The sequence below is a fragment of the Acidovorax sp. LjRoot129 genome (assembly GCF_964253765.1).
Taxonomy (GTDB): Bacteria; Pseudomonadota; Gammaproteobacteria; order Burkholderiales; family Burkholderiaceae_C; genus Acidovorax.
This window is the reverse complement of record NZ_CAXUSE020000001.1, coordinates 4,540,092-4,560,330: the sequence shown is the minus strand read 5'-3', so window position 1 is coordinate 4,560,330 and position 20,239 is coordinate 4,540,092. Positions and strand designations below refer to the sequence as shown.

Annotated in this window: 22 protein-coding genes; 14 read left to right on the top strand and 8 right to left on the bottom strand. The window is 56.3% G+C overall.

Annotated elements, in window-relative coordinates; translation table 11 throughout:
- Positions 1-13: 13 nt before the first annotated feature.
- From ACSQ3Q_RS20780 to ACSQ3Q_RS20765, 4 genes are all read right to left on the bottom strand, one after another.
- Positions 14-2,272, bottom strand: a complete 2,259-nt coding sequence (locus tag ACSQ3Q_RS20780; protein ID WP_436136223.1) for a transposase — start codon at positions 2,270-2,272, stop codon at positions 14-16.
- A complete protein-coding gene (locus ACSQ3Q_RS20775; protein ID WP_436136222.1) occupies positions 2,263-3,171 on the bottom strand; it encodes a TnsA endonuclease N-terminal domain-containing protein in 909 nt (302 codons plus the stop codon). The genes ACSQ3Q_RS20780 and ACSQ3Q_RS20775 overlap by 10 nt, the downstream gene beginning before the upstream one ends.
- A 311-nt stretch (positions 3,172-3,482) precedes the next feature.
- Positions 3,483-3,881 carry a helix-turn-helix domain-containing protein gene (locus ACSQ3Q_RS20770; RefSeq protein ID WP_436136221.1) on the bottom strand — a complete coding sequence of 133 codons (399 nt, stop codon included), beginning with the start codon at positions 3,879-3,881 and terminating at the stop codon, positions 3,483-3,485.
- 505 nt (positions 3,882-4,386) lie between these two features.
- On the bottom strand, positions 4,387-4,695 hold the full coding sequence (locus tag ACSQ3Q_RS20765) for a helix-turn-helix domain-containing protein (RefSeq protein ID WP_436136220.1): 309 nt from the start codon (positions 4,693-4,695) through the stop codon (positions 4,387-4,389).
- 114 nt (positions 4,696-4,809) lie between these two features.
- On the opposite strand from ACSQ3Q_RS20765, the gene ACSQ3Q_RS20760 reads away from it, so the two are divergent.
- From ACSQ3Q_RS20760 to ACSQ3Q_RS20695, 14 genes are all read left to right on the top strand, one after another.
- Positions 4,810-5,268 carry a hypothetical protein gene (locus ACSQ3Q_RS20760; protein WP_436136219.1) on the top strand — a complete coding sequence of 153 codons (459 nt, stop codon included), beginning with the start codon at positions 4,810-4,812 and terminating at the stop codon, positions 5,266-5,268.
- A 39-nt stretch (positions 5,269-5,307) separates the two neighbouring features.
- On the top strand, positions 5,308-5,937 hold the full coding sequence (locus ACSQ3Q_RS20755; protein ID WP_436136218.1) for a hypothetical protein: 630 nt from the start codon (positions 5,308-5,310) through the stop codon (positions 5,935-5,937).
- Positions 5,938-6,196: 259 nt separating this feature from the next.
- Positions 6,197-7,111 (top strand): metallophosphoesterase, encoded by a 915-nt coding sequence (locus ACSQ3Q_RS20750; protein ID WP_436136217.1) that lies wholly within the window; start codon positions 6,197-6,199, stop codon positions 7,109-7,111.
- Between the two features lie 358 nt (positions 7,112-7,469).
- Positions 7,470-8,258: a metallophosphoesterase gene (locus ACSQ3Q_RS20745; RefSeq protein ID WP_436136216.1), complete on the top strand. Its 789-nt coding sequence runs from the start codon at positions 7,470-7,472 to the stop codon at positions 8,256-8,258.
- Between the two features lie 554 nt (positions 8,259-8,812).
- Positions 8,813-9,664, top strand: coding sequence for a metallophosphoesterase family protein (locus ACSQ3Q_RS20740; protein ID WP_436136215.1), 852 nt, complete (start codon positions 8,813-8,815; stop codon positions 9,662-9,664).
- On the top strand, positions 9,661-9,933 hold the full coding sequence (locus tag ACSQ3Q_RS20735) for a hypothetical protein (protein ID WP_436136214.1): 273 nt from the start codon (positions 9,661-9,663) through the stop codon (positions 9,931-9,933). The genes ACSQ3Q_RS20740 and ACSQ3Q_RS20735 overlap by 4 nt, the downstream gene beginning before the upstream one ends.
- Positions 9,934-9,946: 13 nt before the next feature.
- Positions 9,947-10,696: a metallophosphoesterase gene (locus ACSQ3Q_RS20730; RefSeq protein WP_436136213.1), complete on the top strand. Its 750-nt coding sequence runs from the start codon at positions 9,947-9,949 to the stop codon at positions 10,694-10,696.
- Between the two features lie 58 nt (positions 10,697-10,754).
- Positions 10,755-11,420: a hypothetical protein gene (locus ACSQ3Q_RS20725; protein ID WP_436136212.1), complete on the top strand. Its 666-nt coding sequence runs from the start codon at positions 10,755-10,757 to the stop codon at positions 11,418-11,420.
- A 165-nt stretch (positions 11,421-11,585) separates the two neighbouring features.
- Positions 11,586-12,068: an Imm39 family immunity protein gene (locus ACSQ3Q_RS20720; RefSeq protein ID WP_436136211.1), complete on the top strand. Its 483-nt coding sequence runs from the start codon at positions 11,586-11,588 to the stop codon at positions 12,066-12,068.
- Positions 12,069-12,221: 153 nt separating this feature from the next.
- The gene (locus ACSQ3Q_RS20715) at positions 12,222-12,482 is read left to right on the top strand and encodes a hypothetical protein (protein WP_436136210.1); all 261 of its coding nucleotides are present in this window, start codon (positions 12,222-12,224) and stop codon (positions 12,480-12,482) included.
- Between the two features lie 32 nt (positions 12,483-12,514).
- Positions 12,515-12,850, top strand: coding sequence for an SMI1/KNR4 family protein (locus ACSQ3Q_RS20710; protein WP_436136209.1), 336 nt, complete (start codon positions 12,515-12,517; stop codon positions 12,848-12,850).
- A 1,034-nt stretch (positions 12,851-13,884) separates the two neighbouring features.
- The gene (locus tag ACSQ3Q_RS20705; RefSeq protein WP_436136208.1) at positions 13,885-14,247 is read left to right on the top strand and encodes a hypothetical protein; all 363 of its coding nucleotides are present in this window, start codon (positions 13,885-13,887) and stop codon (positions 14,245-14,247) included.
- A 310-nt stretch (positions 14,248-14,557) separates the two neighbouring features.
- Positions 14,558-14,851, top strand: coding sequence for a DUF4148 domain-containing protein (locus tag ACSQ3Q_RS20700; protein WP_436136207.1), 294 nt, complete (start codon positions 14,558-14,560; stop codon positions 14,849-14,851).
- 211 nt (positions 14,852-15,062) lie between these two features.
- Positions 15,063-15,905 carry a DNA/RNA non-specific endonuclease gene (locus ACSQ3Q_RS20695; protein ID WP_436136206.1) on the top strand — a complete coding sequence of 281 codons (843 nt, stop codon included), beginning with the start codon at positions 15,063-15,065 and terminating at the stop codon, positions 15,903-15,905.
- Between the two features lie 251 nt (positions 15,906-16,156).
- On the opposite strand, the gene ACSQ3Q_RS20690 is transcribed toward ACSQ3Q_RS20695, so the two are convergent.
- The 4 genes from ACSQ3Q_RS20690 to ACSQ3Q_RS20675 form a co-directional block, all read right to left on the bottom strand.
- Positions 16,157-17,053: a hypothetical protein gene (locus tag ACSQ3Q_RS20690; protein ID WP_436136205.1), complete on the bottom strand. Its 897-nt coding sequence runs from the start codon at positions 17,051-17,053 to the stop codon at positions 16,157-16,159.
- The gene (locus tag ACSQ3Q_RS20685; RefSeq protein WP_436136204.1) at positions 17,050-17,511 is read right to left on the bottom strand and encodes a hypothetical protein; all 462 of its coding nucleotides are present in this window, start codon (positions 17,509-17,511) and stop codon (positions 17,050-17,052) included. The genes ACSQ3Q_RS20690 and ACSQ3Q_RS20685 overlap by 4 nt, the downstream gene beginning before the upstream one ends.
- Positions 17,512-17,513: 2 nt before the next feature.
- Complete coding sequence (locus tag ACSQ3Q_RS20680; protein ID WP_436136203.1) at positions 17,514-18,566, bottom strand: hypothetical protein; 1,053 nt, start codon at positions 18,564-18,566, stop codon at positions 17,514-17,516.
- Between the two features lie 970 nt (positions 18,567-19,536).
- Positions 19,537-20,238: a hypothetical protein gene (locus ACSQ3Q_RS20675; RefSeq protein WP_436136202.1), complete on the bottom strand. Its 702-nt coding sequence runs from the start codon at positions 20,236-20,238 to the stop codon at positions 19,537-19,539.
- Between the last annotated feature and the right edge of the window lies 1 nt (position 20,239).

Sequence of the window (20,239 nt, the reverse complement as noted above, 5' to 3'; positions counted from 1 at the left end):
TGGGGGGGCATGTTTAGAGGTCATTTGCCACCTCCCTATCCTTTGCCGCAAAGATGTCTTCCATCATGCTGAGATGGTTTTCGTTGACCGCTGCGCGGTCTTTTCGGGTGCCACGGTATTCACAGTGCAACATCTGGGCAGCGATTTCATTTTCCATGGCACGGGCCTCCGTGATCGTCGGTGCTCGGCCTCTGACCCGATCAAGTGCTATCCGAGTCTGTTCAATCGATTGCTGGCGGATGGCATCCATGCGCTTCAAACCAAGTACCGCGGCACAAACGCGTTGGTGCTCAATGTCGGCGGCCTTGAGCTGTTGAAAGGCAATTGCGTCAGCCATATCGTCGTAGTTGATTTCGGGCGAAGCATTTGCATGGTCGGCTATCTGGAGGTCGATAAGGCCATCGCCAGAAACGTTAGGTGTCCAAATGGTCGACACAGATCCCGGGTAGTACTGGACTGGAATTTCCCAACCCCCAGACGATCTGGCGAAGGTGGACAAGTGTTCCGCCTCCACAAGGGGAGATTCGTAATAATTTCCGCGGAACCGAATGCCGCGGGGGGTGACACGAGCTTCGCGAGCTGGCAGTAGTTGAGTTACCAGCTCTGCTTGCGCGGCTGCACGCAAGTAGCCGATGCCCATGGCGTGGCCCCAACTCCAGAGTCCTGCCGGGCTGGGGAACACACCGGCGGCTGCCATATGAGCATCAATTCGATTTGAGCGATTCGCGGTGAGGTTGTAAACAAAGAAAGTTTCGTGCAAGTAGTGGGTGTACTGGCGGACATTCATCGTCGCAGCCGCTGGGTTGGAGCGTCTTAGGTCGTATTCCACACGGCGAGCGTCCATGGCCCCGGGTAGGAAGTTGTACTGGGTGTTCTTCACGATGCGATGGAGGACCTCCACGATGCCCTTTAGGTCGGGGCGAAAAGGCGGCGTGTACTGCATATCTCTGATCAGTTTCATACCCGTGGCCTTCGCACGTTTAGAGAGGTATTCGCCGCGATCACACAGAAGACGCGCCGGGAGCGTAGGGGATGGAAATAATGACTGGCGCATCTCGTAGCCCCAGAGGTTGCTTAACATCGCTGGCGATGCCGTTGTGTTGAAAAGGCTTACCTGCGCTGTGTCCCAACTGGGGCCAGTCAGGCAGACGTAGAAACCAACGATTGCCGTGGACCAGACATCGACAATGATGTAGACAATCGGTCGCCCAACGATCCACTCAGGGTTTACCGCCGATCTCAGATAGATGTCACCGATGGTGCTGTCGATGGCGTACAAAAGGCCAGGGCCGGGAGAACCCTGCCAACTGCAACTGGTCATGCCTCGCAAAGAGCGCTTGAAGTGGCCTTTGCTTGTTGTTTGAAGTATTTTTTCTAACGCGCTGGTCTCGACAGTGAGAACCCGTTTGACCTGCTGGTAGTTTGGGTACTCACCGTGCTTGAGTTCCACATCCACAATTTTCCCAGCATCGTCGTAGCGCATTGCTTTAACAAACCCGCTTGCGATAATTTCTCCGTAACGCCTGCGCATCGATGGCTTAGGAACTGGTATGCGCTTGTCGGCCACGATGATCTTGGCGCGCCAGTCTGCATTCATTCCGGGCTGAATAGGTTCACCCCAAGAGCCGTATGCTTGTTTGTCGATCCTTTGCTTTAGCGTCTTACGTCCGACCTTGTTCTGGCGCCCATCCTCGCCAAGGTCGCGCGGCTTGCCTTCCGCACCGCAAAGATCCCATCGCGGTCGCAGACTGGTTGAGGTCAAACCAAACCTGCATAGCAATGACCAAAGGTTGTAGATGAGGCCTCGACTAGCCTTATGTCTAGCCACGGCATTTCGGACCAAACGGCCTAAATTGCCGTGGACCAACAGTTCCTCCTTGAGCTTTTCCAGGTCGAGAAACTCGCTCATTACATTGCATCGTTGCTCGAATCTTTCAGCTGTATTTCGATCTGTAAGAGGCAGGTAGTAGGTCGATGCGAGCTCCAGGGTTACAGGCATCAACTCGTGCGCTTCATGGAGCTCAAGGAGGGCCTGCCGAGGCACGCTCAATAGCTGACCTACCAACGGCGTTTTGACGATCCTTTTCGACCGTTTGGTTTTCGCTAGCCGGGTGCGCCCGCCTCTTTTGTTTTCAGGAAGGTGCGAAGGGGCAAACTGTGAGCAGTAGACGACATTGATCTCGGGGGCATCAATAACGATTCGAAAAAGTCCGGCTTTCAAACCGAGAGCGTCCCGTGCGAGGCGGAATACCTGATTGGGCATCAGAGACATGACGACCTCCTTGATGCAATCGGATTGAGCGCGAGGAAATCCGTCATCGGCAGCAGTGTGAGAGGCAAGTGAGGGCGCCAATGACGGCGGAGGTCGAGAGGCAGTTGGCCTTGCCAAACGGCCTGCCAAAGTGCCCGTTGTCCCAGATACACGTGCTGCTCTGATCCACCGAAGATCTGAGTCAATCGACCGATGACGTCGGAATAGGAATGAAAAGGCATCGACCGAACGACATGGGTGGCAATGCTGATCTCGGTCGCGCTGGCAGGTTCAGCCAATCCCCAGGCTGAGGCGATTTTCAAGGTCAGTCCGACCTGCTTGTTGTATATCTCGGGTGTGATGAGCAGCCATTCCACACCACGCACTTGCCAGTACGTTTTTTCTAGTAGTAGTAGCTCTTTGGCGCGTGGAGTAAGCGTGTCATTTGGCTTGCAGGAAACTGCTAACAAGGTCAGCTTTGTTGCCTTAGGCGTCCTTAAAACCAGCAACAGGTCTGTTGTGCTGGTCCAGGTGACTGTTTCGTCGGTGTCGGTCACAACGGGGTGTTTGATACCCATCTGGTGTGCCAAAGTCATGGTGCCGGGGTAGACCCGTCCTCCAATCCCAATCTGCCAGCGGCTCAACTCATGCTCAGCATCTTCCTGGTTGATTGGGAACTGCTCGACGAGGTCAACCAAGTTTGGCAGCATCGAAGCAAAGTTAAGGCCTGTCCATTCGCCGTCCGACAGCAGCTCCCGCTGACGGTCGCGCCACAAGAGCAGATGGGATCGGCCGCGGCTCGACGGATCTGAGCGTGAGACGCGGTGCCAGGGTACGTAGTCCGAGTACGTGCCGAGGCCTCGCCCCTCTTTCAAGAAGCGAGCAAGTACTTTTGGGGAAAACTTCTTTTCAGTTCTCATGAGCTGCCTCCAGGTGCTGGGGACAGCTGCAGAAGTTGCTGGCTACTGCTGGGTGCCGAGACTCAGCTGTATCTGGGTTTTGCGAGCCATAGGGATCTGGTGAAAGCAGCGACGGGGTTGACAGTCGTGTCTGGACCTCACCGCACAAGACAAGTCTTTGCATGATTCTGACTTCCGAGTTGTTCGCCTGATAGGCGCGAACAAATCCACCACCCTGAGGTCAGATCGGTTAATCTAGCGGTGCGCTCCGCGAGGACTTCGGTCTGAGCACCCTGGGCGGCGGGGCTTCTGAAAAGGGGTCCTGCCGTTTCTTATTTCATGATTGCCTCCGCTAGGTTCTCTTTGATCATTTGCACTTGTGCAGGCGAGAGTTGTCCAGCGAGACCGGCTATCTCGCGCAGTAGGTCGGCGACGTGTATAGGCGTACTTTTCTTGATCCGCAGCCCAAGTCGAGTGCGTTCCAACTCTGCAAATTGGATGAGACGGCGTTGCTCGATCGGTGCGAGCCGAAGGGCTCTTCCGATTGCGATCACTTTTTCTAGTGGCGGCGGAGCACGTCGGGTGTTCTCGATTTCGCTGACCAACGATGGTGATAGATGAGCCAATCTCGCCAGTTCTCTTTGGCTCACGCAGCGCATCCGCCTCAACTCAAAAAGCAACTCACCGAAACTGGCCTCAGTTAAGGGTGATCGTTGCAATTTTTCTGCCACGGCGCACATATTCACGTAGGGCCCAAGTCGTTGAAGCAGACCATCCTAGGTAGCTCATGCTTGCGCGTCTAGATCTGGGGCGCGTGCCGAGGGCCTGTCTTAATTGCTTGCCGCTTTTCTATCTCCATTCGCTCCGCGAAGCAAAAGCCTTCGTCGAGTCTGCTGGAGATGTCCACACATAAATATCAAAGTGAGTCTCTGCAGAGCCTTCGCCGAGAATATTTTTGTGACTTGCCAGCTGCGTTGTTTTCTCGTCCCAAGTGGCTGGTACGGCTTGACCGGTGTTTGGTGAGCGATCAGAACGGCTGGCAACGCTTAAATTGAGCGAGCCTCAGCCTCTTGGTGAAGCTGCGGGGAGCAAGCGATTTATAGACCAGCAGGTTTATCTGCCCAGCAGGTTAGACCGTCAGCTGCTGTCTAGGGGCCCTTCAGAAACAGGCGCCGCGATGGATTAGGGGTCGAACTGCACTGAAGGCTTTTGAAAGTCACCAAGACTCTCAACAAACTACTTCTTTACTCGTCCACGTGATAGAGGCGCGGCGGATCTCACCTTTGGAGGGTCGTCTTTCGTTGCCGGTGTGAGCAACTCAATCACGCCTATAGGAAACGCAGCCGCAACCTGGTAAAGCACTGTCAGGGTGGGATTTGCTTGACCTGATTCGATCCTGCTCAAGTACGTCCTAAACAGTCCACTGCGATCGGCCAAATCCTCTTGTGTAAGCCCATACTCCGCACGCAATTCCTTGACACGTAGCCCGAGGCTTCGTCGTGGATCTATTTCTTTTGAAACCGTTGGCGGGCGTTGGAAGGGCACGCCCCAACTCTCAGATATGTATACTCATTCGTACACACACCAATTCGTACATTGCACGTAGCGCTCGATGCTTCTGCGTGAAGCCACTCCGTCAGTTCCTACATAAACTCGCCCGTGTTCCTGACCGAGTCCCGCCACCAAATCCACCTGATCCCGACGTCGGAGACCGAACCGTGTTTCTGGCGCCAGGTCACCATCGCCTCAGCGTCCTGCAGGTTATTGGTCGAAGCGATCCACCAGGAGGGCGACTCAGAAATCAAGAACCGCACCGTACTGGCAGCGCCCTCGGAGCTAGAAGGCATGGCTCAGCAATATCAGATCTCCCACGTCAGCCTTCTATCGCCTGGCCCTGCCAACTCCACCGGTCACTGGGCTCTGGATGCCGTAGCCGAGCTCTGGCGTTGCGCGGCGCCACTGCCCGGTGGAGAGACTTGCCAGGGCTGGATTCATGTGTTGGCAGACGGGCGTGAACTGCTCGACTGCTACGGCTTGCATGAAATGTTCGAGTTCCGAAGGACCACCCTGATCTACAGCGCACAAGCCCAGACCGCTGGCTTTGCCTCTGCGCACTAAGCGAAGCGACCCGAACCAAAGTTCAAAGCAGGAGTCCCCGTGGCATTTCAAGTTGGCAGCAAAATCCTCGAACGATATGTACTCACCGGCAAAATCTATGGAGTGGAGCAAAACTCCCAAGTGGTCTATCGGGAAGAGCACATTGCGCTGAACAACGGAAAGTACCTGGCTCGCTCCACCGAAAACAAGACAAGCTGGTGGATCAAGCGTGACGATGGCACCGAGAAGCGGTTGATCGTTAACGAGGACATCCCTTTGCGTGACGGGCATGAGGTGTCTGCGATCTACGTTGGTTGGCGGGACGCGGAGTCCATGTGGCCTATCGCTGTTTTCAATGCGACAACCAAACAGCTGTTTCGGTACTCCACACAGGTCATCGCCAAGCGGGTGAGTTTCGGTGACGCGTTCCGAGGCGGGTGCTTGGTACCAATTTTGGGATTTTTGGCGGTGCCTGTCTTGTCGATCATCGGAGCCACCATGTTCAAGATGGGATGGACTGGCTTTGGCGTAGGACTAGGAATCTGCAGCGCAACGTTCGTGTTCGCCGTCCGAAGGACAAGCCGTCGCATGGGACAGTTCGAAAAAGACCTCCAGGTCCAAATCCAGACGGCCCTGGGGTGGGAAAGGCCGGACCCACCCGGGGTTTCCGTCAAAATTTGGACGGAGTAATCCGGTGGTCTGGGTGCTCGCGTTGCGCAATGACCCCCCCTAGACACCCGCAACGCTGACCTGTAGCCTTCTATCAAGTTCCATCGACAGCGTATTTCTGACTCCATGATCTTCCAGCCCCGCGTTCAGCACACCGTCGTCCGAGTACGACCTACTGGCGCGTGGGTGTGCACCTGAACACCCTCCCGCCAGCTCACCACCCGGTGCTGGCAATCCCCGAGATGAAGGCACCTCCCAATAGGACTCCCTCATGTCGCCGATGAAACTGCTCATCCTGTCTGACCTTCATCTAGATCACCATCCGTTGCACCTGACCTGCCACGATGGAACCCGCATTGGTGCCGAGGCTGACGTGGTGGTCCTGGCTGGCGACATCGACCAGGGTCTCAAGGGACTGCGCTGGGCTAAAGAGGCATTTGGAGAAAAGCCCACGACCTACATCGTTGGAAATCACGAGTTTTATTCGCGCGATTGGAACAAGCACCTTAGAGATATGCGTGTCCTAGCGGCCGAACTCGGGATCCACTTTCTTGAACGCGAGGCCATCGAAATTGATGGCATCCGATTCCTGGGTGCCAGCCTCTGGACAGACTTTGAAGTCAATGGAAAAGACGAAGCCCAGGAGTGCATGCGCGAGGCACAGCACCGGATGACCGACTACAAACGGATCAAGTTCTCCCGTACCTCTGGTACCGCAGACTTCTGCTGGGTGCGCTCCAAGACTGTAGTTCCTGCGCTCACGCAGCGCCGCCACCGTGAAAGCATTGAATGGCTGCAGGAGCAATTCGTACGGGACAGCGCCAAGAATACGGTCGTTGTCACCCACCATGCGCCACATCCCCAATCGATTCCGCAGGGATTCGTCGGTCATCCACTCACCCCGTCCTATGCTTCCAACCTGGAGCACCTCATGGGCAACGCAGCGCTCTGGATTCATGGCCGCATGCACGAGAGCTCCGAGTATCGCGTGAACGGAACGCGCGTCGTCTGCAACTCGCGGGGGTACAGCTTCGGCGTCCCACCACGGGGGGAGAACGACAGCTTCTCGACCTCCTTCATCGTGGAGGTGGATCGCGAAAACTGCACCAAGCAACTGGAGGAAACACCACGATCGACCACCCGCCAAACGTCATGCAGGCAAACACGACTGACGGGAAAAGTCTCGATGTATTAGTGGGAGTGATTAAGGTCCTAAGCGATCCGACCCGCGCTGAGGGGCTGGATGAAATCGTGAGAAAGAACCCGGTGCGCATAGACATGGATCCAGCGGATCCTTCCGTCGCGATGAGGACCGATGCCAACGGGACAGTGGAACGAGGCCAAGTGACTGAAGATGGCCAATTGTGCCGTTGGGATGGGCGCAGTGGCTGCCTGCAGGGGTTTCCGAGACGGTATGGGCCGCGTAACGCAGGCGATAGTCTGCGGTAATTCTGGATTGCCACTTCCATTGCCGAGGCGTCGCGATTGCAAGGCTTCTCAAGACCGCGCGCAACTAGACCATAACCGCAGACCACCCGCTCATCGGGTCTTGTATGAAGCTCCTTATTCTTTCGGATTTGCATGTGGAGTTCTCTCCCTTCACGCCCGATCCAGCGGCGACAGCGGCCGCCGATGTGGTCGTGCTGGCGGGTGACATTCACAAGGGAAGCCAGGTGGCAAGCTGGGCACGCGCGACCTTTCCAGCCAAGCCAATTGTGCTGGTCCCTGGCAATCACGAGCTCTACGACGGGCACTGGCAGCGCACCCTAAATGAGATCCGAGAATCGGCGCTGCGCGAACAGGTGCATTTCCTGGAGAACGATTCAGTTGTCATCGGGGGCGTACAGTTCCTCGGGGCGACGTTGTGGACCGACTTTGAGTACTTTGGTGCTGACAAGGCTGGACATGCCATGGCCGAGGCTCGCAAGTACATGGCGGATTACGGACGCATTGAAGGCTGTACGCCTGAGGCCACGGTCGTGCGGCACCAAGCCAGCCGTGCTTGGTTGGAGGCGGAGTTGTCCAAGGCAGCAGCGCCAGGAGATCGGGTGGTGGTAACACACCATTTCCCACGAAAGAAATCAACTGCGAAGCAGTACCGGAACGACCTCTGCACAGCTGCATTTGGTTCCGAGTTGCCGGCCGAATTGCTGGACCGAGCCGGGCTATGGGTCCACGGGCACACGCACTCATCACATCACTACAGAGTAGGAAACTGTCGTGTAGTTTGCAATCCGCGGGGGTATCCCTGGGGTTGGATTGAGGGTGAGTATGAAAACCGCGATTTCAATCCCCGGCTGCTGGTGGAGCGGTCCGATGACGGGCGGTGGTTATGTGTGTGAATAAGGCGCCATTTCGATTTGCAGCTCCCAGGCCGTTGCAGCGAGAGAGTCCGGGCAATGCCAGGGACCCTGTTGTCTTGTAGCGCTCGCAGTGGTCTTGGTGTGAAAAATGGGTGCCGCCGCTGGTTGATTCGGTGCACCCTGCATTCCCCCGCGAACACGTGTTCTATGAATGCGCTCGGGCTGGGGGCGTGGATGCGCCCAGCCAAGGTCAGAGAAGAACCATCGCTCAAAACAAGCGCTCCACCGTATAGCCACAGCGCACGCTGACAAAGCATTGATGGGAGGGGAACTCTAGTGATGGCATCTTGGGAAAACGAAGCGATCCGTTCCCGGACTTGATAAATCTGCGGATCATTTAAGCGGGAGACTGTGGATGTCTAGGCCACTGCGTTGCGCTGTGACCCCCCCTAGACACCGACCGCCGTGATCGGTAGTCTGCTTTGAGGCTCTGAGATGCGTGCACGTGGACTTGCCACTGCCATTCGGCCGACCGACCATGCGAATTTGAGTCTGACCATACCTGCACCGTCACTTGACCTTCTCTGCCGCCGATGAAACTGCTCATCCTGTCCGATCTTCACTTGAACCATCACGCCTTGGACGTGAGGCTCAGCGATGGACGCCGCATCGATGACGGCTCAGACGTCATAGTCTTGGCAGGCGACATCGACGAAGGGCTAAAGGGATTGCGCTGGGCCAAAGAGGTCTTTGGCGAGAAGCCGGTGATCTACGTCGCCGGCAACCATGAGTTCTATTCCAGAGACGGGACCAAACACATCCGAGATATGCGTGTCCTGGCTGAGGAGCTCGGCATTCACTTCCTTGAACGCGACGCGGTGGAGATCGAGGGCGTTCGGTTCCTGGGCTGCAGCCTGTGGACAGACTTTGAGGTCAACGGAGAAGACGAAGCCCAGGAGTGCATGCGCGAGGCACAGCACCGGATGACCGACTACAAACGGATCAAGCTCTCCCGAACCTCCGGTAACGCGGACTTTTACTGGGTGCGCTCCAAAACCGTGATCCCTGCGCTCACCCAGCGCCGTCACCGTGAAAGCGTTGAATGGCTGCAGGAGCAATTCGCACGGGGCAGCGCCGAGAACACGGTCGTCATCACCCACCATGCGCCACATCCCCAATCAATTCCGCAGGGATTCGTCGGTCATCCACTCACCCCTTCCTATGCGTCCAACCTGGAGCACCTCATGGGCAACGCAGCGCTCTGGATTCATGGCCACATGCACGAAAGCTCTGACTACCGCGTGAAAGGCACGCGTGTGGTGTGCAACCCAAGGGGCTACACGTTTGGCACCCCACTGCGAGGGGAAAACGACGGCTTCTCGACCTCCTTCATCGTGGAGGTGGATCGCGAAAACTGCACCAAGCAAATGGAGACAACATCATGATCGATCATCAGCCGAATGGCCTGCAGGAAAACACAACTGACGGCCAAAGTCCGGATGTCCTCGGGGGACTGCTGAAGGTCCTGAACGATCCGACCCGCGCTGAGGCACTGAGTGACATCCTGCGAATGAACCCCGTACGCTTCAGCATGGACCCTGCGGATCCTTCCGTTGTGCTGAGGACCAATTCCAACGGAACGGTGGAACGGGGTCAGGTAACGGACGACGGTCAATTTGTGCCGGCAGGCAGGGTTGGCCTTCGCGGCAGCTGAAAGGAAGGAGTCGATGCAACTCTATGTGCTCTCGGACCTCCATGCGGAGCACACCGCGTTCACACCCGATCCTGCAGCTATCGAGGCCTGTGACCTCGTGATCCTGGCCGGGGACATTCACGACGGCGAGTTCGTCCCGACGTGGGCGCGCGAGAAGTTTGGGGAGGACAAGCCGATTCTCTGGGTGGCCGGCAATCATGAGTTCTATGACCACCACTGGGATCGCTGCCTGCAAGACATGCGCAGGGCAGCGCAGCAGAGAGGCATTCACTTTCTTGAGAACAACACGATCTCGATTGGCGGAGTGGACTTTCTTGGGACAACGCTCTGGACCGACTTTGAGTTGCTGGGACGTAAAAGCGAATCCATTACCGATGCCAGCCGTTACGTCGCCGACTACCGCGCAATCGCCGGCTGCAACCCTTTCAAGACCATCGAGCGGCACCGGGCCAGCCGTGCATGGCTGACCAACCAGCTGTCCACCGAATCTCGTAGGCCTCGCGTAGTCGTAACCCATCACTACCCCAGCCCTCTCTCGACTGACCCGCAATACGCCGACGAGCCTGCCAGCGCGGCCTTTGGATCGGACCTTCCACCCGAATTCTTCAACGGTGTGAACCTGTGGATCCATGGGCACACCCATACGTCGTTTGATTACGAGACCCATGGGTGTCGGGTGGTGTGCAACCCTCGTGGTTACCTGCAGCGCGATGGCAGTTTTGAGAACCCGCGCTTTAACCCTGGCTTGCTCATATGCCTTTGAACAAGCGACGCGATTTTTGTCCCCTCCTGTTACAAGCGTTGTGACTTGACCCCCCCCCATGCTCCAAGAACCAAAAGACCGTAGCCTTCTGCTGCATGAAGAGGCAGTGAGGATGATCCAGGCCGACCCAAGCCTGGCAAACCGCGCACTGGCGATCCTGGAGCGGTGGGCTGGGAGTGGGAGTAGGCACGCGAAGCTACTGCGTGACCGCTGGGTTGAGATCATCAAGGCCAGTGACTGGGCGGCTGCGCTCGAAGAATCCGAACGCGGACAGCAGCTTCGGCAGGCGTCCCCAATGGCCTGCCTGGTGCCTGATGACGTGCGTCTGAGGATCATCCGCAGCGTGAAGGGGTACGGCAAACCTGCAGGCCTGGAGGTGCTGCAGGACAAGTACCCGCTGATTTTTTCTCACACTGTGCCGAGAGGTGGGCCAGGTTGGCTTGATCTGCTGGACGAGCTTTGCGGACAGTTGCAGGCCCATGCCAACGCAGGTGGCCAGCAGCCCAGGGCGCTCAGCGCCCGAGAAAAATGGGGACGTCTGGACCTGCGGTTTGTCGAGCTCGATCCGCAGTTGGAAAGCCTGGTCGCTGCTGCTGGAACGAAATCTCTATCAATCTGCGATGCGTGCGGTGCTCCTGGCAAGCCTGTCCCCGAGCTTTGGCATCGCACTCGGTGCAAGGAACATCGGGACACCCGACCTTGGTGGCCGACGTCATTGTTTTGAGGGCGGCAGGGCGTCCTTAAGGCTCTGGCTTGGAATGTGCCGCAGCAGTCTGGCGATGGTCTTGGCATCGTCCAAGCCGCGGTGATGCGTCCCTTCGAGCGCGTAGCCGACCTTCTACACGGCCCTGCCTGGAAGGACTCCTATGCAGCGATTGCAGTCGTCCGTATGTTGAAGTCGAACGCTTACTATCGGCCAGAAACGGTCATGGCCGCACTAACGGGAGGAGCTGTGACTGAAGTTCGAAATCTGATCGTCGGCGCCGTGGGATTGATCAAGTGCCGAATCAAAGGCGATGGGCAAGCTGCACTCGCGGCAAGAAATGCCCTGGAGCCTGAGCTCGTGGAGCACAAATTCTTGGCTACTGCGCCGTTCAAGAGCATCAGCCTCATCTTGCGCTACGGTGAAAGCGACGACCTAAATCCTGAGATCGGTCCTATCAACGCAAAAGGCGCCTATCTTCCTGTGGCAGTCGAGTTGAATGCGCGGCGCCTTGAGAAGCTAGACGTGCCAGCAATGACCGATGAGTTTCGAAGTGTGATGATCGACGTGCTCTGCGATGTGGCCGCCAATTTTGACCTGCCACATGTGTTCCTGGACGGGCTCAGGCAGCACGACGTGTCGGCGAAATCTCGACCTAACCAAGTTTAGCTTTAGGCTCGCTAGCGCCCTTCACACTGGGGCAGAATTCGGCCACTATCGGTCATTCAACGACGGTGCCTAGCTCGCTCGGAACGCAAAAAAATGCCTAGAAATCAGCTTATCGTTCAGCTTCCGATAACTGAGTCCACCAGCCTCGATTCGTTGCTGCATATCGAAGAGACGCTGATTCAGGCGTTCTCCCAGAATAGCTTTGCCGTGGTCGACGGCCATGACATCGGGCAAAGCAAGTTCAACATCTTCATCTACCCAACGAGCACGTGGGCGCCGGTTCTTGAGCGCGTCTATGCATTCCTGAAGCTGAGGGGAGTGTTGAACGATACAGTGGTCGCAAAGCGCCTAAAGACCAGCGAGAAGTACGTTGTTGTTTGGCCTGAGCAGTTCAAAGGGGCCTTTGAGCTTTAGCGGCGTAACCCGGCCATGAACAGACGTTTTCGATGACCATCCAACTACCTGCTGTCTACCGTGCCTTCATCGATACGAACGGTCTGTTCGAGGGCTTCTCTGTCACGGCGCATGAAGAGCGCTATGTCATCCTGTGGGGCGAGGATGAGGTCACAAGCGCCAACGCAGAAATCGAGGTTGATGTATACGCTCCGGGCTACGTGGCGTTCGCCGGAAACGGGGGCGGTGAAGTCTATGCATTCGACGCGACAGGCGCTGTCTTCATGCTGCCAATGATTGGTATGGAACCGGCTGCTGCACTTCACGTTGCAGAAGATTTCCTCGAATTTGCGCGAGGATTTCAGAGCGTCGCGACACCGGGCGAATGACCGCTTCGGAGCGCTCGCAATGTCTCTTGTGGGCCCAAAGCTGCCCTTGCACGACATTGTCCCAAACCGGCCGCTGGAGTATCTGGTTCTGCCACCTGCCAGGCCGCAGTTAGCCGGTCGACGCCAACCAGGTTTCGCGGACTTTTTCTGGCAGTATTTTTACGCTGGCTTACTGCTAGCAACTTTTCAGGAATAGATCACATTAGGCGCAGCATGAATCGAATCTCTGCTCGAAGCCGAGTCAACCAACGTCCCCTATCGGGTGAGCTCATTCACAAGGTGATGGCTCGCATCTTTCCCAAGGAACGACTACGGAACTGCGTCGTTCGATGAACTGGTTCCAGAACTAGCGCGATTCCAAATCACCACACTGGGCCAGTTCAGAAGATTGATGAGGAAACACAGACGTAAGCTGCTCTCGATTGACCGAGATCACCTCGCTCCGTGGGAGGTCAGACACTTCTGCGAATCTTTTGGCGAATCCTTCGTCAAAGACGCGGTCAGAAGGCAGTACTGGTTCGCGTTTCCAGCGCTTGTCCGGACGGCGGCAGAGTTGGAATTTGGTGAGGAAGCTGAGGTCTTTGAAACTGCACTCTAACCCCTATGTCGACCAATTGCGGTACGCGGTAATCGGCGACTCACCCCGAACATTGAGCGTCCGCTACTAGCCGCCCCCACTGGCCGCTCCTGGCCGCCCCTGGCCGATATTAAGCGTTCGGCTCCCAGAACTGGGTGACTGCAATCGCTGCATACCGGCTGTTCTCACAACTTCATGATCAGCGTTAGGGTCGGGTCCACGCATGAGGCGCTGCGCTAGTCGTTGCAGCTCAGGTGTGCGGTACGTGCAGACCGCAGGCTATAGTTTTGCGCGCCGCCGCCGTCCGGCTCCAGGGTTTTTTCTCGCCATGGAGCCCAGTGAGCATCGGTACGGTACCTCAGATGCAAACGTCTGCACAATGCCCGCATCCATGTCCAAACACTCCACTTCGCAGCTTCAGCAGGCTTTGTGAGCTGCATCGCATCAAGGCTTCGCATTGACCGAAAACCGCGCTTCGCAAAACTCATCGGTTCCAAAATTTACTCTGGCGTTTTTATTCATCCTCTACTGCGCTACCGCGTCATTCGCAGCAAAACTGGCGATTGCAGTTCACACGCCATGCGCCTCTGACTTTGAGGGAGGTTGCGGCCATGGCAAGGTTTGGGCAGGAGCGCTCTCCTGGCTCGCTGCCTGCGCAGCTATTGGCATGGCCGTCGGCATCGCGGCATTCTCGTCAGCGGTGCCTCCTTACAGGCTCGCACTGATTCTGGCTGCCGCCGTTCTTGCCTTACCGTGCATTGCGTATGTGCTCTACGGGCTCTACATGGTGGCTCCTGTCGTTGTGCAGCTTCTTCGGTAGGCGGATGCTCGGGTACCCGCACGCGGTGTTCACAATAACTGCATGGAGGACAAGAGTCAGCTCAATGCGACGGAGTTCTTGGAGTCACTGAGAGTGACTTGAAGTTAGAGGGGCGATCACTTAGCAGCGGTGCGCCATTCTTCCCAATACTGGAACAGTTAGTTTGCGACTGAGTGGTTTTTGTCTGTACGACAGCGGCGTACAGTTCAACCCATCGATGAGCCGAACCCGCAAGGCGACTCACCGAACCCGGTTCAAGATTGGTTTTTGACCCGGCTTTTTTGAGACGTAACCTCCAAGGATTTTCATCATGAACAAGACCGCACGTTTCCTCTCCATCGCCGCTGTTGCCGCTTTCGCTTCTTTTAGCGCCCAGGCTGACGAAGCCGATGGCTCGCAATTTGCTCTGAAGTTCGACACAAACCGCACCCGTGCTGAAGTGAATGCTGAAGCGGTTGTCGAAGCCCGCACCCACAGCCTGGAGCCAGCAGGCTCGCGCGTGGTGACTTACAAGTCCAACGCTGACCGCGCTGCCGTGCGTGCCCAGGCCGCTGAAGCCGTGCGCACCGGCCAAATCCCCCACGGCGAATTCAGCGCCATGTAATTGACGAGTTGCGGGACTTCCCATTGTGGTGGCATGCCGCGTGGCGGGGTGCTGCTGCCATGGGAGGTGTTTTGAACACACCCGCACTGGCCAAGCAAACTGGGCTCCCATCGGGAGTCCTTTTTGTTTGCAGATGTCAATCTGAAAGCAGCGTTAAACCCTGTGGCTTGCGTGCATTCCGGCAAAGGTCAGACGGTGAAGGATGCTCCAAGTGGGCTCCTTCAATTTCTGTTCGCTGGAAGCTCTTTTTGTGAATCGTTTGTTCTTTCGATCGGGTGGGTTTCGCCTGGCTGCCGTGCTGGCACTGACCCTTGCCGGCACAGTTCTCCCGCATTCTTCATGGGCAAAGTTCCCGCAGTTCGACAGTGCACCCCTGCTCACGCCCGAGCCCACCAGTTTCGCGCAGTGTCCGCAGTTCTTCATAAATGGCACGCATCCGGCCATCACACCCCGGCCGCAGTTGCGGGAGCTTTGCTATGAAGCTTTTGCGGTGCTGCACTCGGGTACCACCAAGACGCCTGTATATGTTGCGCAGCGCCTTAATCGAAGGCTCGTCGAAGATGCCGACGAGAAGCGCGCCAAGCGCTTCTTTGCGGATGCACGACTTCCAAGCCGTGAGCGGGCAGAACCGGAGGATTACAAGAACTCAGGTTACAGCCGAGGTCACATGGCCCCTGCGGGAGATATGCCCACCCCGACGGCCATGGCCCAGAGCTTCAGCTTGGCCAACATGGTTCCGCAGAATGCCCAGCACAACGGGGGCGCCTGGAACAAGATTGAGCAGGACACACGGCGCTACGCGCGCCGAGCCAAGGGGGATGTGTTTGTGATCACGGGGCCGGTATTCACTGACAACGGTCCGCGCATTGGGCCCAATGGGGTGAAGGTGCCGACCTTTCTGTACAAGCTGGTCTATGACATGTCCACGCAAAGAGCCTGGGCGTATTGGCAGGAGAACCGCGAGGGGGAGACGGTGAGTCGGCCGATCAGCTATCAGGAGCTGGTGAAGAGGACGGGGATGGAATTCTTGCCACAGATCCCACTGCAGCATTGAGTCATAGCATGCACGGAGTCTCAGAGACGGGCAACTCGCAAGCATCGGTGACGCGTTGAAGCGTCAACCTACCTTACATGACCGTCAATTCGCTTCGTCTGGAGGTTGATCCGACCCCAGAAAATTTACCGGCATCGGTGGGCATGCAAAAGAAGTTGTTGTGCAGCGCCCCTATGGACCTGTATTTCTTCACGGGGGACAGAGCGCAAAGCATGTTGACTTGGGACGTCCCTCCTCCAAGCGGTCACCCTCTACTTGACGTGCTTGACTGCTGTGCTACGGGCCCGCTTTTTAGGTGGCAGCGCGCCTGTCGCAGCCTTCGCAGCCTCCTCGACCCTCTCTGCGATAGCACGAGCTTTTCCGGCAGCCGCTTGCAAATCGGCATCAGAGTGCCGCGTGGCGGCGAGATCTTCAAGTGACTTAGCCAGGACAGCCGCATCAATGGCGGCCGCCGATGCCAAACGCTCAGCTTCTTTGCGCGACTCATCAAGGTGTTTCTTCGCGGCGGCCTTAGCGTCCGCGTCGTCTTTGCTAGCCTGACGGAACAAGGTGAGTCCGATATGGCGGATCCCGAACAGTTGCCCCGTCTTGTTGTACACACACTCGGAGAAAAATGAATACGGGTGACGCGTACTGCAGTTCCAATCTCGAAATTTAGCTATGCCGCTGTACTTGGTAACAACGTGATTGCGCCACTGAAGCATGTAATTGGCAGCATCTTCGTTCTTGATATAAATTAAAATGCCGCCTTGGTCTGCGCCTACAGTGCCGTCCGCATATCGATCCATTAGTTGCGGGATGCTGCCTTGCACCCAATCTGCACTGCTGTCGATCTTGGCTTCGGCCGCCCAAGTGAATTTCTTGTCGGCGTCTTGTATGAATACGTCTACGTGCCCACCGCTATCACTATCGTGTTCAGCGTCGAGCTGCTGAGCCCGGAGGTTTGAAACGATGAAAGTCGTGATGGTGTCTTCGTCGGCGCTATAGAGGTACTGCGCGGCACGTTGCACTTCTACGGTCGCCCTATCCATGCACGCATGCACCGTGTCCAGGAAAGATTGGTATGACGAGGGATAGCGTCGCTCGAAAAAATCAAGTATTTTTTGGTTGCCGTGGCGTCGGCAAAGCTCATCCACTGTCACGCTCATTCTGCAGCTACCTGATATGGATCTTTGTCCGTTCGCGCCATGTAAATGACGTGGACATGGCTTGAGAAGTCGCGGATCAGTTCACCGGAAACCGGGCTATACATCCCCCCCGTGCGAAGTGCGTCAGCCACGTCACGACCGTTTACGGGCACAGGAATCGCCAGGATATCTTCACTGTCTTCATGCCACTCATAGCGCATTTCCAGCATACCGATGCTGTTCAAGCTCATCTTGTGGAATGCTTCGATGATTTTGCTGTAATGGGACTCATCGCTGCTATCGAGTGCTCGGAAGATCACCTCGGGAGAGACCTCTAAGGGAGCGAATACCTTCGGCGATCTTTGCTCTCGACTCTCCACAATCCTCTGTGCGACCCATCGACACACACGAAGTTCGACATCGTCGCCGCGACAGGCGTCCAGTGCACGGTCATAGGGTGACAGGTGTCGAGAGCTCACGGTTAGCTGTAGTCGAGGAGCTTGGCGATGCAGTGCCCGAATTCTGCCTGGTCAACCGTCCCGGTAATGCGGGCTCGGTACAAAGCGTAGGGAGGTGACTTAGCGATGGTGCGCGTTGTGCCAGGCAACATCAACTCTACATTGTGGCCATTCAACTCCCACCGAACGGTTAACCTAAATTCTAGAAGAGTGTTAAAAACGGCCGCCTTGCCTTTCACGTGAAAGGGCTCCTGTCGGAGGTCATGCTCCTTCATCCGCTCGAGTTTAGCCGAGCCGGTCTCTGTCTGGAAGCCCAACTCTACAACGGTCCCTTCGGTGGGTTCCATGTAGATGTTGTGAATGGCTGGAAACAGGTTGTGATTGCGTAGCAATTGGAGGTCGAGCTGAAACTCCGCAACGAGCAATTCATTAATTTTGCGCGTAAGGTTTGTCAGCAAGACATCCTCTGCAGACATATTGCCGAGGCTGGGCACCAACGCTTGCACTAGACCCTGAGCCTTGTCGAAGACGATCACAGGGAAGTACTGCGACGCTTGGCGGCGAATGAGTACGATCTCCTCATAGCCTGTGAAGGCAGGTGGGATACCGCTAGTGACAAACTGATCCGGGTAGATTGTGTCCTTGCGTTCGGCTGCCGCAATTCCTGAGAAAATCAAACTGACGACATCGCCCTGAGTCGTTACCTTGACCAGTTGCAAAATATCTTGCTCCTCGGTCATCAGAAAGTCGTCCGCCATACGCAATGGGAAATCCGAAGTGGCTTGTCCGTTTTCGGGCTGTAGGCTGCCGAGGTAGGTCGATAGCCGGTCACGAAAGTGCTCAGGAACTTCCAGGAAAGTGACCCACTTCTCGCCGTGAAGGTGGTAGTCGGTCAGGAACTTTTCGACACTCGCTTCGGCACGAGTCCGTTCCAAAGCTGGCAGCTCGTTAAACTTCTCAATGACTTCATCCCAGCCACGCGCGACGGGGAGGCCGCTGCGCTTGAGGAAGGCGCGCATGACGGGCCAAGGAGCGATCCCTCGCATCGTCTTCACCATGTCTTGCATCGCGAGCATCTCTGTTATCTCTCCCTGATATCAAGTTTTGCATAGCCCCTGACAGCCTTACCGTGCAGTCACTGATGAGCTTTCGCGGTCCATCTGCGTCGCGACATGGGATGATCATAGACGCAAGCAGATATCAACCAGGAAAGCCGCCTCGGCCGTGGCGTTCGTGCAAGTTTCAGCAGCTAGGGATCAGCTCTTCATGGAACCATAAATCTAGACTTGGGAACTGGCGACCGCATCTTGGTCGGGCATCAACGGTTTGTTGCACCCGTCGTCTTGGACCTTGGAGCCTCTACCCACAAATTGGAAAACTCCGATGTCAAAACAGACGAAAGCGGAACCCACCGAAGGTCTACCAACAATTTCTAAAAGAGTACACCTCACCCCAAGTGCTATATATGCGTCTATCAACACTTTTTAGTATGGATAACCGTTCTAACGACAGTTGCGACCCGCCTGTATGGCGCGAGGTGGCCTTCATTGACTGCGTGCACCTTCGGTGGCGGCGATAACCTCTTTTATCAACACAGCAATGTTTAATCTGGGATTAACTAGCTTTCGGCGATTTGCGTAGTCGGCACAAAATGCCGACCACCAAATTTCGCATCTCACTACTGTGAAAGCCATCCAACGTAGTCAACGCAAAACGTTAGCGCAACAGCGTATGGCCGCTTCTGGTCGATATTAGAAGTCTAAGCAGTTGCGCACCTGCTTCGGTCCATCTCAGCGCAACTGAGCGATGCAGAGATTCCCAATGACTGTTGGCGCCGACCGGAAACTGAGCCAGTTTTGGACGTAGCGCCGAAGTAAAAGTGAGCCAGGTGTTCAACCTACCCTGCTGCTTATTTAAGCAGCGGGGTTCGAGGAGTGATCACCATGGACACGCGTACAAGACACGCGGCCAGGACAATCAGCGGCCTTTGTTGTTTGAACCCCAGTCCTTAGCGGCTAAGGGGTTGCGGTTGGCTTCCCTGATGATTTACCAGGCCCAAGCATGAATTGAAGGGCCCCTATAGCCCATCTTTTTCAAAGCGACTCCAAGGCGGTAATCAACGACCAGCGCGTTATCGGGTCCGCCACCTTCCGTTTGATCGCCTCCAGAGAAGAAGGCGTCCCTTCCGCGCTTGGTGAAGAGCGCCTCCGCTTTCCCCACTAGAGTTGTTAGCGCTTCGGAGCCCGGCTGAGCAGACAGAACTTCGAAGTAGGTTTGATAGGTCTCTCCAGCCAAGGAGGTGCGCTTTCCTTCGAGAAGTCTTGCAACGATCGCACGCGCTTGCTGCGAACCCGCAGCCTCCCTTGCCTCTGCCAGCAGATAGTCAAGATGCACGTCCGCAGCAAGATCCGCCTTTTCGGGCGATCCACTTTCAAAGGGCGATCCAAGCAAACTCGCCAGGAGCGCCGCACGACTGCTCGGCAGGTTCTCGATGGGTTCGAATGAAGTATCCCAGCTTCTCAGAAGCTCAGACGATTCACTCACCACCCTAACTGCGTCCTCAAAATGGCGGACAGGACTTTCCCCCTGTCTCCACTTGATCAGTCCACACATGAGATGTCCCTTGAACATCTGCCTCGTGTTGAGCGCTGCCAACTGCAAATTGCGAGACGCGTGGGCAACTTCGAGCCCTTTGCTGGAGCGCGATAGTTGCGTCGCGAAGAAGTCCAATGATTCTTGCGGATTCATG

Coding starts and splice junctions, on each gene's coding strand:
- ACSQ3Q_RS20690 (WP_436136205.1), bottom strand. CDS start 17,053: ATGAGCGTGACAGTGGATGAGCTTTGCCGACGCCACGGCAACCAAAAA.
- ACSQ3Q_RS20720 (WP_436136211.1), top strand. CDS start 11,586: ATGTTGAAGTCGAACGCTTACTATCGGCCAGAAACGGTCATGGCCGCA.
- ACSQ3Q_RS20730 (WP_436136213.1), top strand. CDS start 9,947: ATGCAACTCTATGTGCTCTCGGACCTCCATGCGGAGCACACCGCGTTC.
- ACSQ3Q_RS20745 (WP_436136216.1), top strand. CDS start 7,470: ATGAAGCTCCTTATTCTTTCGGATTTGCATGTGGAGTTCTCTCCCTTC.
- ACSQ3Q_RS20735 (WP_436136214.1), top strand. CDS start 9,661: ATGATCGATCATCAGCCGAATGGCCTGCAGGAAAACACAACTGACGGC.
- ACSQ3Q_RS20725 (WP_436136212.1), top strand. CDS start 10,755: ATGCTCCAAGAACCAAAAGACCGTAGCCTTCTGCTGCATGAAGAGGCA.
- ACSQ3Q_RS20710 (WP_436136209.1), top strand. CDS start 12,515: ATGACCATCCAACTACCTGCTGTCTACCGTGCCTTCATCGATACGAAC.
- ACSQ3Q_RS20680 (WP_436136203.1), bottom strand. CDS start 18,566: ATGCTCGCGATGCAAGACATGGTGAAGACGATGCGAGGGATCGCTCCT.
- ACSQ3Q_RS20675 (WP_436136202.1), bottom strand. CDS start 20,238: ATGAATCCGCAAGAATCATTGGACTTCTTCGCGACGCAACTATCGCGC.
- ACSQ3Q_RS20750 (WP_436136217.1), top strand. CDS start 6,197: ATGAAACTGCTCATCCTGTCTGACCTTCATCTAGATCACCATCCGTTG.
- ACSQ3Q_RS20775 (WP_436136222.1), bottom strand. CDS start 3,171: ATGAGAACTGAAAAGAAGTTTTCCCCAAAAGTACTTGCTCGCTTCTTG.
- ACSQ3Q_RS20740 (WP_436136215.1), top strand. CDS start 8,813: ATGAAACTGCTCATCCTGTCCGATCTTCACTTGAACCATCACGCCTTG.
- ACSQ3Q_RS20700 (WP_436136207.1), top strand. CDS start 14,558: ATGAACAAGACCGCACGTTTCCTCTCCATCGCCGCTGTTGCCGCTTTC.
- ACSQ3Q_RS20780 (WP_436136223.1), bottom strand. CDS start 2,272: ATGTCTCTGATGCCCAATCAGGTATTCCGCCTCGCACGGGACGCTCTC.